At 69.0% G+C, this 15,017-nt stretch carries 14 protein-coding genes; 2 read left to right on the forward strand and 12 right to left on the reverse strand.

All coding sequences use genetic code 11. From position 1 onward, the window contains the following. Positions 1-313: 313 nt before the first annotated feature. From meaB to mutA, 3 genes are read right to left on the reverse strand one after another with little or no spacing between them, the layout of a single operon-like run. Positions 314-1,288, reverse strand: coding sequence for a methylmalonyl Co-A mutase-associated GTPase MeaB (gene meaB, locus QRN63_RS24230; protein ID WP_285033498.1), 975 nt, complete (start codon positions 1,286-1,288; stop codon positions 314-316). Between the two features lie 7 nt (positions 1,289-1,295). Further along, positions 1,296-3,545: a methylmalonyl-CoA mutase gene (gene scpA, locus QRN63_RS24235; RefSeq protein ID WP_285033541.1), complete on the reverse strand. Its 2,250-nt coding sequence runs from the start codon at positions 3,543-3,545 to the stop codon at positions 1,296-1,298. Positions 3,546-3,547: 2 nt separating this feature from the next. Continuing rightward, the gene (gene mutA, locus QRN63_RS24240; protein WP_285033499.1) at positions 3,548-5,395 is read right to left on the reverse strand and encodes a methylmalonyl-CoA mutase small subunit; all 1,848 of its coding nucleotides are present in this window, start codon (positions 5,393-5,395) and stop codon (positions 3,548-3,550) included. A gap of 224 nt (positions 5,396-5,619) precedes the next feature. Between mutA and QRN63_RS24245 the strand changes: the two genes are divergently transcribed. Next, a complete protein-coding gene (locus QRN63_RS24245) occupies positions 5,620-6,342 on the forward strand; it encodes a TVP38/TMEM64 family protein (RefSeq protein ID WP_267317369.1) in 723 nt (240 codons plus the stop codon). A 5-nt stretch (positions 6,343-6,347) separates the two neighbouring features. Here QRN63_RS24245 and QRN63_RS24250 read toward each other — a convergent pair whose 3' ends face one another. The 3 genes from QRN63_RS24250 to QRN63_RS24260 are packed head-to-tail and all read right to left on the reverse strand — an operon-like array spanning position 6,348 to position 8,365. Continuing rightward, the gene (locus QRN63_RS24250; protein ID WP_285033500.1) at positions 6,348-6,707 is read right to left on the reverse strand and encodes a DoxX family protein; all 360 of its coding nucleotides are present in this window, start codon (positions 6,705-6,707) and stop codon (positions 6,348-6,350) included. Between the two features lie 2 nt (positions 6,708-6,709). Then, complete coding sequence (locus QRN63_RS24255; protein ID WP_267318000.1) at positions 6,710-7,888, reverse strand: SPFH domain-containing protein; 1,179 nt, start codon at positions 7,886-7,888, stop codon at positions 6,710-6,712. Positions 7,889-7,933: 45 nt separating this feature from the next. Further along, positions 7,934-8,365, reverse strand: coding sequence for an NfeD family protein (locus QRN63_RS24260; protein ID WP_267317367.1), 432 nt, complete (start codon positions 8,363-8,365; stop codon positions 7,934-7,936). A 59-nt stretch (positions 8,366-8,424) separates the two neighbouring features. Here QRN63_RS24260 and QRN63_RS24265 point away from each other — a divergent pair, with 59 nt between their 5' ends. Then, a complete protein-coding gene (locus tag QRN63_RS24265; RefSeq protein ID WP_285033501.1) occupies positions 8,425-9,261 on the forward strand; it encodes an Rv1486c family protein in 837 nt (278 codons plus the stop codon). Positions 9,262-9,267: 6 nt separating this feature from the next. Here QRN63_RS24265 and QRN63_RS24270 read toward each other — a convergent pair whose 3' ends face one another. The 6 genes from QRN63_RS24270 to ripB form a co-directional block, all read right to left on the reverse strand. Continuing rightward, on the reverse strand, positions 9,268-10,281 hold the full coding sequence (locus QRN63_RS24270; protein WP_285033542.1) for a ferrochelatase: 1,014 nt from the start codon (positions 10,279-10,281) through the stop codon (positions 9,268-9,270). A gap of 31 nt (positions 10,282-10,312) precedes the next feature. Next, positions 10,313-11,122, reverse strand: coding sequence for an NADH-dependent enoyl-ACP reductase InhA (gene inhA / locus QRN63_RS24275; protein ID WP_267317365.1), 810 nt, complete (start codon positions 11,120-11,122; stop codon positions 10,313-10,315). A gap of 44 nt (positions 11,123-11,166) precedes the next feature. Continuing rightward, positions 11,167-11,919: a 3-oxoacyl-ACP reductase FabG1 gene (gene fabG1 / locus QRN63_RS24280; RefSeq protein ID WP_267317364.1), complete on the reverse strand. Its 753-nt coding sequence runs from the start codon at positions 11,917-11,919 to the stop codon at positions 11,167-11,169. Between the two features lie 63 nt (positions 11,920-11,982). Then, entirely contained in the window at positions 11,983-12,960 is a 978-nt protein-coding gene (locus QRN63_RS24285) for a DUF58 domain-containing protein (protein WP_285033502.1), read from the reverse strand. Next, entirely contained in the window at positions 12,957-14,105 is a 1,149-nt protein-coding gene (gene moxR1, locus QRN63_RS24290; RefSeq protein WP_285033503.1) for a chaperone MoxR1, read from the reverse strand. Before moxR1 ends, QRN63_RS24285 begins: the two co-directional genes overlap by 4 nt. 149 nt (positions 14,106-14,254) lie before the next feature. Then, positions 14,255-14,977, reverse strand: a complete 723-nt coding sequence (gene ripB / locus QRN63_RS24295; protein ID WP_410506047.1) for an NlpC/P60 family peptidoglycan endopeptidase RipB — start codon at positions 14,975-14,977, stop codon at positions 14,255-14,257. Between the last annotated feature and the right edge of the window lie 40 nt (positions 14,978-15,017).

The raw sequence follows: 15,017 nt of genomic DNA on the forward strand, positions 1-15,017 counted from the left end.
TCAATCTGTTAGCTAAAAAGGCTGGATACACAGGTTCGGCATGTCCGGTATATGCGGTTCAAGATCGCACTTACGCCGGCGTAACCCGTTGCGAAAGTCATCGTCGCCTTCACGAACTGACAGTTCAGGCCGCCTGACCAGCGAAGTATTCCGGTAGCCACGCACGCGGTATCGCATTTTTGCCCGCATGTCCGGTCGACCGCGGGACCACCCCGAAAATGGTTTCGCCAGCGCCCCGCCCGAATACCCGCCCGGCCGGTTCCGGCATTGCGCCGGCAAACCCGCCGGCAATCTCGGACCCGACGGGGTCCGGTCAGTTCGCGAGTTCGATGATGCGCTGTGCCGCCAACGCCGGCGTCAGCTCGCCCGCACGCACCTGGCGTTCCACCTCGTCGCGGTTCGCCTTGACGGCCGGATTCGACAGCACCCGGTCCAGCACGGTGTCGCGCACCATCGTCCACGTCCAGTCGACCTGCTGGGCGCGCCGCCGGGCCTCGAATTCACCTGCCGCACTGAGGGTTTCCCGATGCTTGAGCACGGTGTCCCACATCGCGGCCAGGCCGTCACCGGTCAGTGCGCTCATGGTCAGCACCGGCGGCCGCCAGAGGGTGTCGCGCGGATAGATCAACCGGATCGCCCCGGACAGTTCCCGTGCTGCGGCCTTGGCTTCGATGGCGTGCTCACCGTCGGCCTTGTTGACGACGATGACGTCGGCGAGCTCCAGGACACCCTTCTTGATGCCCTGCAACTGGTCGCCCGTGCGAGCCAGGGTCAGGAACACGAAGGTGTCGACCATGTTGGCCACCGTCACCTCGGACTGGCCCACGCCGACGGTCTCGACCAGCACCACGTCGTAACCGGCCGCCTCGAGCAACACGATGGTCTCGCGGGTGGCCTTGGCCACGCCGCCGAGCGTGCCCGACGTCGGCGACGGCCGGATGTAGGCCTCCGGCTGCACGGCCAGCTGCGCCATCCGGGTCTTGTCGCCGAGGATCGAACCGCCGGTACGGGTCGACGACGGGTCGACGGCCAGCACCGCGACGCGGTGGCCCCGCTCGATCAGGTGCATGCCGAGCGCTTCGATCGTCGTCGACTTGCCGACACCGGGGACGCCCGTGATGCCGACGTGCAGGGCCCGCCCCGCTTCTGGGGTGAGCTCGAGCAGCAGCTGCTGCGCGGCGTCACGATGGTCGGCCCGGGTGGACTCGACCAGCGTGATGGCACGCGACAGCGCGGCCCGATCGCCGGCGCGGATCCTGGCCGCGAGTTCAGGCACCGGCGTCATCATGCCCACCTCAGAGCTTGTAGCCCAGCCGCTCGGCGAGCTTGCCCAACAGGCCGATCGCGGCATCGGCGATCACCGTGCCGGGCGGGAAGATCGCCGCGGCGCCCGCCTGGTACAGCTCGTCGAAGTCGCCCGGCGGGATCACGCCGCCGACCACGACCATGATGTCCGGACGCCCCACCTCGGCCAGTGCGTCGCGCAGCGCGGGCACCAGCGTGAGGTGACCGGCAGCCAGCGAGGACACCCCGACCACGTGCACGTCGTTGTCGGCCGCCTGCCGCGCCACCTCGTCGGGCGTGGAGAACAGCGAGCCGACGTCCACGTCGAAGCCGATGTCGGCGAACGCGGTGGCGATCACCTTCTGGCCGCGGTCGTGGCCGTCCTGACCCATCTTGGCCACCAGGATGCGCGGCCGGCGGCCATCGGCCTCGGCGAACTTCTCGACCAATTCGGTTGCGGTGCTCACGTTTCCGGTCTTCCCCACCTCGTCGCGGTAGACGCCGGCGATGGTGCGGATCTCGGCCTGGTGCCGGCCGTACACCTTCTCCAGCGCGTCGGAGATCTCGCCGACGGTGGCCTTGGCGCGGGCCGCGTTGATGGCCAGCGCCATCAGGTTGTTACCCAGGCCGTCTTCCCCGGCGTGTCCGGATTCGCCTGCGGCACGGGTCAATTCAGCCAGCGCCGCCTGCGTGGCGGCCTCGTCACGGTCGGCGCGCAGCTGCTCGAGCTTGGCGAGCTGCTCGGCCCGCACCCGGCTGTTCTCGACCTTGAGGACCTCGATCTCCTGGTCCTCGTCGACCTGGTACTTGTTGACGCCGATCACCGTCTGGGCGCCGGAGTCGATGCGGGCCTGGGTCCGGGCGGCGGCCTCTTCGATGCGCAGCTTCGGGATGCCCTCGCCGATGGCCTGCGCCATGCCGCCGTGCTCGGCGACCTCCTTGATGTGGGCGCGGGCCTTCTCGGCGAGCTGGTGGGTCAGCCACTCGACGTAGTACGAACCACCCCACGGGTCGATGGGCCGCGTGGTGCCCGACTCCTGCTGCAGCAGCAGCTGCGTGTTCCGCGCGATGCGGGCCGAGAAGTCGGTGGGCAGCGCCAGCGCCTCGTCGAGGGCGTTGGTGTGCAGCGACTGCGTGTGGCCCTGCGTGGCGGCCATGGCCTCGATACAGGTGCGCGCCACGTTGTTGAACGGGTCCTGCGCCGTGAGCGACCAGCCGGAGGTCTGCGAGTGGGTTCGCAGCGACAGCGACTTGTCACTCTTGGGGCTGAACTCGGCGACCAGCTCGCTCCACAGCAGACGGCCGGCGCGGAGCTTGGCCACCTCCATGAAGAAGTTCATGCCGATACCCCAGAAGAAGGACAGGCGCGGCGCGAACTTGTCGATGTCCAGGCCCGCGTCGAGCCCGGCCTTGATGTACTCGACACCGTCGGCCAGCGTGTAGGCCAGCTCCAAATCGGCTGTGGCACCGGCCTCTTGGATGTGGTAGCCCGAGATGGAGATCGAGTTGAACTTCGGCATCTTGGTGCTGGTGTAGCCGAAGATGTCCGAGATGATCCGCATCGACGACTTCGGCGGATAGATGTAGGTGTTACGGACCATGAACTCTTTGAGGATGTCGTTCTGGATGGTCCCGGCGAGCTTCTCCGGCGGCACGCCCTGCTCCTCGGCGGCCACGACGTAGAGCGCGAGGATCGGCAGCACCGCGCCGTTCATCGTCATCGAGACGCTGACGCTGCCCAGGTCGATGCCGTCGAACAGTTGGCGCATGTCGAGAATGGAATCGATTGCCACACCGGCCATTCCGACGTCACCCTGCACGCGCGGGTGATCCGAGTCGTAGCCGCGGTGGGTCGCCAGGTCGAACGCGACCGACAGGCCCTTCTGGCCGGCGGCCAGGTTGCGGCGGTAGAACGCGTTGGACTCGGCGGCGGTGGAGAACCCGGCGTACTGACGGATGGTCCACGGCTGGTTCACATACATGGTCGGGTACGGCCCGCGGATGAACGGCGGCGTACCGGGGAAGCTGTCCAGCGGGTACCCGGCGGCCGCGACGGCGTCCCGGTCCTCGGCGATGTACACCGGCTTGACGTCGATGCCCTCGGGCGTCGACCAGGTGAGCTGCTCGGCGGTGTAGCCATGCGCCTGCGCCGCATCGGCGACGTGCGTGCCGACGGCATCGGCGGAAGGCGCGGCGGGGGCCTCACCCTGCAGCGGGACGTCGGCGAAGCTGCCGATGGTGGTCACGTCGGAAGCGGTCATGGTCATGCCCCCAATCGGGTGAGCAGGGTCGAAAGCGCTTCGACGGCATCGATTTTCATGGTCAGGTACTCATCGGGAAGAGAGGTCTTGTCGTCGATGCCCGCCATCGCCTTCTCCGGCCCGGCGAGGTACACGTGCGCGACACCGGCCGCCCGGGCCGCCTTGATGACGTCGCTCGCCTCGTCGGCGTACCGGGCGTCGGTGCCGCAGACCACCGCGGCCACCTGGCCGGCGGCAGCGGCCGCGACTCCGGCAGCGTCGACGGTGCCGGGGTTGACGGCCTCGATGCCACCGGAAGCCAGCAGGTTGGAGGCGAACGTGGTGCGGATGTTGTGCTCGGCCAGCGGGCCGACCGGCAGCAGCACGGCCTGTGGACGCTTGCCGGTCTTGGCCAGGTACGCATCCGAGCGGTTGCGCAGCGCCTCGAAAGCCGCGGCGTAGCGCACCACGCCGGGGAACGAATCCGTCTGCGCGAGCGGGGTTTCCGCGAGGTTCGGGAACTCATTGACGCCGGTGAGCGCGGTACGGCGGTGCGCGATGTCGCCGGCGCGACGGGCCGCGACCTCGGCGATCTGGGTGCTCAGCTGATCGCGGGCCGCGACGAAGCCGCCCAGCGACTCCAGCTCCTGGAACTTCGCCCAGGCCTGCTGGGCCAGCTGATCGGTGAGGTCCTCGACGAACCACGAGCCACCCGACGGGTCGACGACGCGGCCCAGGTGCGACTCCTCGAGCAGCAGCAGCTGAGTGTTACGCGCCATGCGGCGGCTGAAAGTGACTGCGGTACCGGGCAATCCGCCGCCGATGGCGGCGTCGAACGTCTCGACCAACACGGTGTCGGCGCCACCGACGCCGGCGGCGAACGCGGCGAGGGTGGTGCGCAGCATGTTCACCCACGGGTCGCGCTGCGACATCATGGCCTTCGAGGTGACGGCGTGGATGGTCGCGGCGCCGGCGTCAGGAGCACCGACGACCTCGGCCACCCGGGCCCAAAGCCGGCGCGCCGCACGGAGTTTGGCGATGGTGGCGAACTGGTCGTCGTCTGCGGCGAAGCGGAAGCTGATCTGCCGCAGCGCGTCCGCGGCAGGCAGTCCGCTCTCGGTCAGCAGGCGCAGGTAGGCGACGCCGGCGGCGATGGCACCCGCCAGCTCCAGCGAGGCACTGGCGCCGAGGTTGTGCAGTGCGGCGGCGTCGACCGTGACGGCGCGGACTCCCCCGTCGTACCCGCTCAGCTTCGCGGCGGTTGCGACGACGTCGGCCTCGGTCGCGGCGGCGCGGCCCGACAGCGGCGCGGTCAGCGGGTCAGCGCCCAGGTCGATCGACAGCCGGGCACGTTGGTCGGCGTCGAACGGCTTGACCAGCGTCAGCAGCTGGTCGGCGGCGTCCGCCAGGTCGGCACCGGCATCCAGGATCACCGGAACCAGATCCAGGAAGACGCCTTCGAACACCCGGTCCAGCTGGTCGACGGGTACACCGCCGGCACCGGCGCGAACCTCGAGGGCGCTGGTGCCGTCGGTGAGGGCGAGCAGGATGGCACCGTTCACGGTCGCGACGTCGGCGTCGGCCGCGATCGGGAAGGACTCGGCCACCTTCCAGCCGGCGAGCACGTCGCGGTGGGCGTCACCGCCGCGGGTGAACGGCCAGTGTCCGGGCAGCGAAGGCTCGGCCAGGCCGTCCAGGCTGGTGTAGAGGGGACGGACCGCGAAGCCGTCGTACGTAGGCGAATCGAGCAGACGCTCGGGTTCGGCAGGGAGATCGTCGACAGCCTTGCGGGTGCTCTTGGCGAGCACGCCGGCGACGTTCTCTTGCCACCGCGCGTAGCGGTCCCGAACGGTGGACGCGTCGACAGTCACCGGCGACTCCCAATCTTTCGGCCATCAGACATATGGCACTGCATGCAGAAATGCCTATCACACTCGTTTTTCAGGCTAAATCACGCAGGTCGCTACTACCCAGTAGCTCCGCAACGCATCGGCTGTCCGTAGCTCTGACCGTGACAGGTCGCCGCGATCGACCGCCGCGTGGTACCCGCTCCTGACCGCGATGACCGGGCCGTCGCCCCGTACCCTTGGAAGGCGTGAACTCCGTTGTCAGCGCGCTGCGCACAGTCCTGTCTGCGGTGCAGGCGACTGCGGCGCAGATGCCGCTGCGACGGGCCGTGGGCATCGGAACAGCAATTGTGATTCTCGTCGCAATCGCGATCTGGGTGCCGTTGCCCAGCGCCGTGGAGATGCGCGACTGGGCTGCCGCGGCCGGCCCGTGGTTCCCGTTGGCGTTCCTGGTCGCGCACACCGTCGTCACGGTGCTGCCGTTCCCCCGCACGGCCTTCACCCTCGCCGCGGGGTTGCTGTTCGGTTCCGCGCTCGGCGTCACGCTGGCCGTCATCGCCAGCACGCTGAGTGCGCTCATCGCGCTCTGGCTGGTCCGGGTGCTGGGCTGGCAGTTGAGCAAGCTGTCGCACAGCCACATCGACAGTCTGGACGCCCGGCTCAAGGAACGCGGCTGGGCGGCGATCCTGTCGATGCGGATGATCCCGGCGGTGCCGTTCTCGGTACTCAACTACGCGGCCGGGGCCTCGTCGGTCCGGGTTCTGCCGTACGCGGTCGCGACGTTCTTCGGGCTGCTGCCCGGCACCGCGGCGGTCGTCATCCTCGGTGACGCCCTCACCGGGCAGATCCGCCCGTCGCTGCTGGTGGTGTCGGCGTGCACGGCGACCATCGGGATCTGCGGGCTGATCTACGAGATCCGGCTGCACCGCCGGGCCCACGCCGCTCAGCAGCCGGTGGAAGCCACGCCGTAAGCGCGTCACTCCCGCTCGGGCAGGCCCTTCGCCGTCATCGCGGTGAACAACGCCAGGAACAGCACGGCCGGTGCGGCATTCGCGGGCTTGTCGTGGGCCCGCACGTGCGCGCCGACGGCCAGCGTGAAGTACAGCGCCAGCATCGCGGTGGTCAGCCGGGCCAGGGCCGAATTGCGTTGTCCGACAAGCAGACCCACGGCGGCCGCCGCCTTGGAACCGACGAGAATCCACCGGTACTCAAGCGGGAAGTTCACCCCGCGCAGCGCCTTCTCGATGGGTGCGACGGGAACGGCGCACGCCGCCGCGTCGCCGGCCATGAGCAGCGCCAGTGCCGTGTAGGTCTTCGGGGAGGTCAGCACGCTCATGGTCACCTCGAGTGTTGGCCGGCGGGCGGGTCGATTTCCGGGGTCTGCCAGGATTCGATCGGTTGCGTCGGCGGAGCCGGCGGCACCGGCAACCGCGGGGCGCCGTATCCCGGTTGCTGCACCGGGATGCGGGCCTCGGCCTCGGCCTTCGCCACCGCCTGGGCGATCGCCGGATCGGTCTGGGTGGAGAACCAGTCGGCGACCTCGTCGTCGTCGTCCTTCACGGGAGTCTCGTCGACCGGCGACGGGGTGTAGCGGAACACCCCGTCCTCGCCCGGCGCCCCGAGCAGTTTGGTGAAACCCTGTAGCGCTGAACCGAAGTCGCTGGGCACGACCCACACCTTGTTGGCCTCGCCCTTGGCCATCTGCGGCAGGGTCTGCAGGTACTGGTAGGCCAGCAACTCCGGCGTGGGGCGGCCGGCCTTGATGGCCGCGAACGTCTTCTCGATGGCCTTCGCCTGGCCCTGCGCGTTGAGGTACTGAGCAGCGCGTTCACCCTGGGCCCGCAGGATGCGCGACTGCCGGTCCGCCTCGGCGGCCAGAATCGCTGCCTGCTTGGCACCCTCGGCCGCGAGAATCTGCGACTGCTTCTGCCCCTCGGCCTGCTTGATGGATGCTTCCCGGGCGCCTTCGGCGGTCAGGATCATGGCGCGCTTCTCTCGATCGGCGCGCATCTGCTTCTCCATCGAGTCCTGGATCGACGGCGGCGGGTCGATGCTGCGCAGCTCGACGCGCGCGACGCGCAGGCCCCACCGGCCGGTGGCCTCGTCGAGAACCCCGCGCAGCTGGGCGTTGATCTGGTCGCGCGAAGTCAGCGTCTGTTCCAGCGTCATGCCGCCGACGACGTTGCGCAGCGTCGTGGTGGTCAGCTGTTCGACGCCGACGATGTAGTTGCTGATCTGGTACACCGCGGCCTGCGGGCTGGTCACCTGGAAGTAGACGACGGTGTCGATGTTGACCGTCAGGTTGTCCTCGGTGATCACCGGCTGCGGCGGGAACGACACCACCCGCTCACGTAGATCCACGCGGGCCCGGATCTTGTCGACGAACGGCAGCAGCAGCGTCAACTGCCCCGAGACCGTCTTGCTGTAGCGGCCCAGCCGCTCGATGACCGCGGCCTCCGCCTGTGGGATCAGCGCCACCGACTTGACCACCACCACGATGGCCAGCGCCACCAGCATCAGCAGAAGAACAAGTGCACCAGTCAATTTCAGCTCCCCTTGCGTTCAGATGGTCCGGAAGACCACCGCGGTCGCGCCGTCGATCCGTACCACCGTGACGTGATCGCCGGGCTCGAAGACATCGTCGTCGTCCAGCGGACGCGCCGTCCAGATTTCGCCCTCGAGTTTTACCTGGCCTTCATGGCGGGCCACCCGGTCGAGCACCAGCGCGGTCTTGCCCTCCAGTGCCTTCACCGGCTCGGGCAGGCCCGCGGCACCCAACCGCCTCCGCAACGTCGGCCGGACCAGGACCAGCAGCAGCACCGACACGATGAGGAAAGAGGCGCCGTCGGCCCAGATCGGCCAGTCCGTGGCCCAGCTGAGGCCGGCCGTCACGAGGGCACCGCCGGACAGCATGAGCAGGAACATGTCGCCGGTCAGCGCTTCTGCGCCGGCGAGCCCGATCGCCACGATGAGCCACAGCAACGGCACCGGCATGCGACCAGAGTAGCGCCTTGCAGGCTTTATGGGCCGGAGCGTTTTACACTGCGTGCATCATGTGGTGTCCAAGTGTTTCGCTGACGGTGTGGGCCAATGCCTGGCATGCCGGCCTGGCCGCACCCGACGATGTCCTGGATGCGCTATCGCCGTGGGCGCCAAGGCATTCCATTGCCGCTTACGATGCCGTGGCGGCCAGCCGGACGGGCCTGCCCTGGCCCGACCTGACCAACTACGGTGGGGTCACGTTGCTGCAGACGTTGCGGCACGCCGCCGGCGCCGCGCGTTCGGAGCCGGCCCTGAACCTGGTACTGCCCGTACCCGGGGATGTTCGCGGCCTGACCCCCGGCACGCAGTTCCAGCAGGACGCCGTCGACATGGGCGAAGCCATCGTCGTCACGTCCAACTACGGCGAGGCCGTGGGGCTGGTGCCCGATTTCGAGTACGAGGACGACACCGACGACGCCGAGGTCAAGGCCCTGTCCTGGACGGTGTACTCGCTGCCCGGCGCACCCGTGGCCGGCCACTTCGACCTCGGCGAAGAGGAGTACCGACTGCGCGACGCGGTTCGGTCCGCTGCCGACGCTCTCGGCCGCCTGCGCGCCGAACCCGGTTCGGACATCGAGGATCCGCGCGAGATGGTCGAGCAGCTGCTCGAGGCCGGGCATCTGCACAAGCTGCCGGACCACGCCCCCACCCGCGCGGTGCGGGTGCTGGAGACCGCGGCCCACATCGACGCGATCGTCACGGTCAGCGCCGGGCTGGCGCCCATCGGCCTGCAGAGCGCATCGGAGATGCAGATCGCCACCGAGGCCATGCGGCCCCTGACCGACATCGTGCGCTCCGCCCGGCTGGCCGCCGTGACGGCGATCCTGCATTCGGCCTGGGAGCGCTAGGACCGGTCAGTCGCCGCAGCAGCCAGGCAGACAGGACACCCCGTTGATGCTGCAGCCGTGCCCGGGCACCGGGCCCGGGCCTTCGACCCGCGCCGGCGCCGCACCCGTGCGCAACTCGTCGACCAACGACGCCGCCAGCCGCGCGAACCGCGGGTCGGCATTGGGAGTCGTGGTGCGCACCAACGTGATTCCGGCCTCAGCCGCCTGCTCGGCGAGCTCGTTGTCGAGGTCCCACACCACCTCGATGTGATCGGCGACGAACCCGATGGGGCAGACGATGACGGCCTTCGTGCCGGCGGCCGCGAGCGCCGCCAGGTGGTCACCGATATCCGGCTCCAGCCAAGGAATGTGGGGCGGCCCGGACCGCGACTGCCAGACCTGGTCGTACTCGTCGAATCCGGCCGCGGCGGCGACCAGCCGGGTGGCGTAGCCGACCTGACGGCTGTAGAGCCGGGGCCCGTCCCGTTCATCGACCCGCACGGGAATGGAGTGGGCGGTGAACACCAGGCGGGCATCGTCACGCAGGTCGGCGGGCAGCTGCGCGGCTGCCTCCCCGACCGCTTCGGCGAACATCTCGACGAACAGCGGATGGTCGAAGTACTGACGCAGCTTGACCAGTTCGGGTGCCTGCGGCCCCGCCGCGGCCCGGCCCCGCGCGATGTCCTCGACGTATTGCCGGCAGCTGGAGTAACCACCCCAGGCCGACGTCGTGAACACCGCCGCACGACGAACCCCGTTGTCCCGCATGGCGGCAACCGTGTCTTCGATGTACGGGTCCCAGTTGCGGTTACCGAAGTACACCGGCAGATCGGGCATCGCCGCCTCGAGCTCCGACATCAACGCCCGGTTGATGGCGTTGATCGGCGACGCTCCCCCGAAATGCATGTAGTGCTCGGCAACGGCGTCCAGGCGCTCCGGCGGCACGCCGCGACCGCGCGTCACGTTCTCCAGGAACGGACGGACGTCGGCGGGCCCGTCGGGCCCGCCGAACGACAACAGCAGCAGTGCGTCGAGGTCCATCAGCGCTGTTGGTTCTTCGCGCAAGCGCTCATCACAGCAGCTGGGTGCTGGCGCCACCGTCGGCGTAGATGATCGAGCCGGTGGTCGCGGGCAGCCATTCGGACAGCAGCGCGCAGACGGTCTTGGCGACCGGCGTCGGGTCCTTCATGTTCCAGCCGATCGGCGCGCGCTGGTCCCAGCCCTCTTCGAGCAGCTGCATCTGCTGACCGGCCTCGTCACCCAGCGCACCGCCGACGATGGCGCTCATGGCCAGGGTCCGGATGGGGCCTGCCGCAACGAGATTGGAGCGCACGCCGTACTTGCCGGCCTCGCGCGCGACGAACCGGTTGACCGACTCGAGGGCGCTCTTGGCGACCGTCATCCAGTTGTAGGCGGGCATGGCGCGGGTCGGGTCGAAGTCCATGCCGACGATGCCGCCGCCGGCATTCATGATCGGCAGCAGTGCCTTGGCCAGCGAGGCGTACGAGTACGCCGAGATGTGGATGCCCTTGGCGACGTCCTCGTACGGGGCGTCGAAGAACGGGTTGATGCCCATGCCGCTCTGCGGCATGAAGCCGATGGAGTGCACGACGCCGTCGAGCTTGTTGCCCTCGCCGATCACCTCGGTGACGCGCTCACCGAGCGAAGCCAGGTGCTCCTCGTTCTGCACGTCGAGCTCGAGCAGCGGCGCCGGGTTGGGCAGCCGGTCGGCGATGCGCTGGATGAGCTTCATCCGGTCGAAGCCGGTGAGCACCAGCTCGGCGCCCTGCTCCTGGGCGACCTTCGCGATGTGGAACGCGATGGACGAGTCGGTGATGATCCCGGTGACCAGGATCCGCTTGCCTTCGAGCAAACCTGTCATTGTGCTGACTCCTTCTAAGTTTCAGTAAGCCAAAGAAATTGGGGTCAGTGACCCATGCCCATGCCACCGTCGACCGGGATGACCGCACCGGCGATGTAGGCGGCGTCCTCGGACGCCAGGAAGCTCACCGCACCGGCGACCTCTTCGGCGGTGCCGACGCGCTTGGCCGGGATGAACTCCAAGGCGCCTTCCTGGATGCGCTCGTCGAGGGCACGCGTCATCTCGGTGTCGATGTAGCCGGGGGCGACGACGTTGGCGGTGACGCCGGCCTTGGAGAGCTCACGCGAGATGGAGCGCGCCATGCCGATCAGGCCGGCCTTGGCGGCCGCGTAGTTGGCCTGGTTGCCGATGCCCCACATGCCCGAGACCGAGCCGATGTAGATGATGCGGCCGAAGCGCTTGCGCTGCATGCTGCGCGACGCCCGCTGGGTCACGCGGAACGCACCGGTGAGGTTGGCGTTGATGACCTCGGTGAACCGCTCCTCGGTCATGCGCATGAGGAACGCGTCCTTGGAGATGCCGGCGTTGGACACCAGCACCTCGACCGGGCCCTGGTGCTCCTCGACCTCTTTGAACGCACGGTCGACGGCCTCGGTGTCGGTGACGTCACACTCGACGCCGAACAGGCCCTCGGGGGCACCCGAACCGCGGTGCGTCACCGCGACCTTGTGGCCGTCCGCGGCCAGGCGCTGCGCGATGGCCAGGCCGATACCCCGGTTACCACCGGTGACCAGCACGGAACGGGAAACGAAGGCCGGGCGGCCGGGAGCAGCCTCAGTGGCAGCACTGTCACTCATGCTGGTCAACTTATCGTCTTTGCCGGTGCAGGCCGAAATCGGCGCGCCCGGAACGGTTGACAGCTACCGTGCCGCCGCCATGGCGCCGCGGCGACGGTTCGCCACGAAGCGGACGACGTCGGCGATCCAGTCCCGGTCGGTACGCAGCGTCAGCAGCGGGGCGTCGCATCGGCGCAGCGTGCGGGCCACTTCGTCGCGGTGCGCCTGGGCGGCGCGGGCGAAGTCGTCCCGGAGTTGCTCGTCGATGGTGAATTCCTTGGTGATGCCGGACTCGGCGTCCTGCAACACCACGTCCCCCACGGCCGGCAGCTCCACGTCACGCGGGTCGATGATCTCGATGCCCAGCACCTCGTGCCGCCCGGAGATGGCCCGCAGCTGGCGCATCCAGTTGATCGGGCCGAGGAAGTCGCTGATGATCACCGCCATGCCGCGGCGGCGCTCGGGCCGGCGCAGCGCGTCGATGGCCGCGGCCAGGTCACCGCGGACCCCGGCCGGGGCCTTGGGTGTCGTGGCGATGGCGCGCAGCAGCTCCTGCTCGTGCAACCGGCCGGACAGTGCCGGTACCCGGCGGACGGTGTCGCCGTTCGAGATGACCGCGCCGAGGCGGTTGCCGCCGCCGCTGTTGAGGAACGCGATGGAGGCCGCCGCGGCGACCGCCAGATCACGCTTCTCGCAGCCCGCGGTGCCGAAGTCCAGGCTCGCCGACATGTCGACGACGAGCCAGGTCTCCAGCTCCCGGTCCGCGATCATCTGCCGCACGTGCGGATGCGTCGTCCGGGCCGTGACGGACCAGTCCATCCGGCGGACGTCGTCGCCGGGCTGGTAGAGCCGGGACTCCCCCGGCTCCGAGCCGGGACCGGGGATCAGTCCCTGGTGGTCGCCGTGGAGGACACCGTCCAGCTTGCGCCGGACGGTGAGCTCCAGCTTGCGCAGAGCGGCCGACAGTTCGGGATCCCGAATCTGGCCGCGCTGTAGTGACGGCAGATCGACGGACCGTCCGGTCTGCGGCGAGGCCGGACGATCAGACCCGGAGGCGGTCACCGACCAGTGGCCCCAGCTGCGCCGGCCATCACAGGCGGAACCGAATGTCCTTGCTGCGGAATGGCATTCACCTGCGGCAGCGCGACGGTCTGCAGGATCCGGTTGACGACGGTCTCGGCCGAGATCTCGTCGGCGAGGGCGTCGTAGGTCAGCACGAGGCGGTGCCGCAGCACATCCGGGATGACCTCGACGACGTCCTGCGGGATGACGTAGTCGCGGCCGCGCACCAGCGCCAGCGCACGGGAAGCGCTGATGATGCCCAGCGACGCACGCGGCGAGGCGCCGTAGGCGATCCACGCCTTGGCGTCGGGCATGCCGAACTTCTCCGGCTCACGCGTGGCCGTCACGATGCGGACCACGTAGTCGACGAGGGCGTGGTGCACGAAGGTGTTGGCGGCCACGTCCTGCAGACGCAGCAGGTCCTCGGTGGTGAGGATCTGCTTGGGCTCCGGCGGCTTGACGCCCATCCGGTAGATGATCTCGCGCTCTTCCTCGGGCGACGGGTAGCCGACGTTGAGCTTGAACAGGAAGCGGTCGCGCTGCGCCTCGGGCAGCTGGTAGACGCCCTCCTGCTCGATGGGGTTCTGGGTCGCCATGACCAGGAACGGGCTCGGCAGCGGGAAGGTCTTGCCGCCGATGGAGATCTTGCGCTCGGCCATGACCTCCAGCAGCGCCGACTGCACCTTGGCGGGCGCGCGGTTGATCTCGTCGGCGAGCAGGAAGTTGACCATCACCGGGCCGAGCTCGATGTCGAACTCTTCCTTGCCGACGCGGTAGATGCGGGTACCGACGATGTCGGTGGGCACCAGGTCGGGGGTGAACTGGATGCGGGCGAACGAGCCGCCGACCACCTTGGCGAACGTCTCCACGGCGAGGGTCTTGGCGACACCCGGCACACCTTCGAGCAGCACGTGGCCCTTGGCCAGGAGGCCGACCAGCATGCGCTCGACCAGCTGGTCCTGGCCGACGATGATCCGCTTGACCTCGAAGATGGCGCGCTCGAGGGTGTGCACCTCGGACTGCAACGAGCCGCTGACGGGCTGCTGCGCGGTGGGGGCGGCGTGCGCCCCGGGCGGGTAACCCTGCGTGGGTGCCGGGCCTGGGTAGCCTCCGGCGCCGTCGGGCGGCCCACTCGGTGACGTCATCTAGCTTCCTCCCACAATTGTTTCGGCCGGGTGTCCGGCGCAAAATCGCTGGTCTGGCGGGTAGCCGCCAATATAGCGGCGCGCCCGGACTCAACTATTCCAGGCGGCCCGGGATCCGTCGACGTTGCCACGACGGACTTAGGCGATTATCAGGTCTCGATGATGCGGGACAGGTGCGGCGACATGCCGGCCGTCCGGACCGGACTGACCGTCACCTTGCCGGCGCTGCCGGAGGCCTCCAGCATCTTTCCGTTGCCCAGGTAGATCGTGACGTGCTGGCTGCCACCGGGTCCGTAGAAGATCAGGTCGCCGCGCTTGGCCTGCGACGGCGGGATCGCACGTCCGGTGTTGTACTGGTCGCCCGAGTACTTGGGAATCTGGACGCCCACGCCCGCATAGGCGTAGCGCGTGAAACCCGAACAGTCGTAGCCGATCTTGCCGGCGTCGTAGTCCACGCCGGGCCCGGGACCGGTCAGGGTGCCACCGCCCCACGAGTACGGGACGCCCATCTGCGAACCGCCGCGCCGGATGACGTACTCGATGGCCTGTTTCCCGCCGACCCGGCCGCCGGGCATCATCGTGGCGCTGCCGCCGCCACCGCCGCTGGGCTTGCCGCCCAGGCCGAGGCTGGACAGGAAGCTCTGGCCGAGGTTCTGGGTGGTCTGCAGGGCGAGCTGGCTGGCCTGGAAGGTCGCGTTGGCGATGGCCACCGGGTCACCGGGGGCGCCGGAGCTGGGTTTCGCGGGCAAGGTCGGATCCCAGCCGCCATCGGGGTCGGCAGCGGCGCGCGGCGCAGACCCGAACGCCAGCGCGAGCGCCAGCGCGCCGACGCCCGCGAGGAGGTCTCTCCGGTGAAATTCCTTGCCCTGCAATGCAATAACCCCTGTTTCTTCCCGTCGCTCAGCTCGCCTG

The organism is Mycolicibacterium sp. lyk4-40-TYG-92 (genome assembly GCF_030209435.1).
Lineage (GTDB): Bacteria > Actinomycetota > Actinomycetes > Mycobacteriales > Mycobacteriaceae > Mycobacterium.

Coding starts and splice junctions, on each gene's coding strand:
- meaB (WP_285033498.1), bottom strand. CDS start 1,288: ATGATGACGCCGGTGCCTGAACTCGCGGCCAGGATCCGCGCCGGCGAT.
- fabG1 (WP_267317364.1), bottom strand. CDS start 11,919: ATGAGTGACAGTGCTGCCACTGAGGCTGCTCCCGGCCGCCCGGCCTTC.
- QRN63_RS24270 (WP_285033542.1), bottom strand. CDS start 10,281: ATGGACCTCGACGCACTGCTGCTGTTGTCGTTCGGCGGGCCCGACGGG.
- QRN63_RS24250 (WP_285033500.1), bottom strand. CDS start 6,707: ATGAGCGTGCTGACCTCCCCGAAGACCTACACGGCACTGGCGCTGCTC.
- scpA (WP_285033541.1), bottom strand. CDS start 3,545: ATGACCGCTTCCGACGTGACCACCATCGGCAGCTTCGCCGACGTCCCG.
- QRN63_RS24255 (WP_267318000.1), bottom strand. CDS start 7,888: ATGCTGGTGGCGCTGGCCATCGTGGTGGTGGTCAAGTCGGTGGCGCTG.
- inhA (WP_267317365.1), bottom strand. CDS start 11,122: ATGACAGGTTTGCTCGAAGGCAAGCGGATCCTGGTCACCGGGATCATC.
- QRN63_RS24265 (WP_285033501.1), top strand. CDS start 8,425: ATGTGGTGTCCAAGTGTTTCGCTGACGGTGTGGGCCAATGCCTGGCAT.
- moxR1 (WP_285033503.1), bottom strand. CDS start 14,105: ATGACGTCACCGAGTGGGCCGCCCGACGGCGCCGGAGGCTACCCAGGC.
- QRN63_RS24260 (WP_267317367.1), bottom strand. CDS start 8,365: ATGCCGGTGCCGTTGCTGTGGCTCATCGTGGCGATCGGGCTCGCCGGC.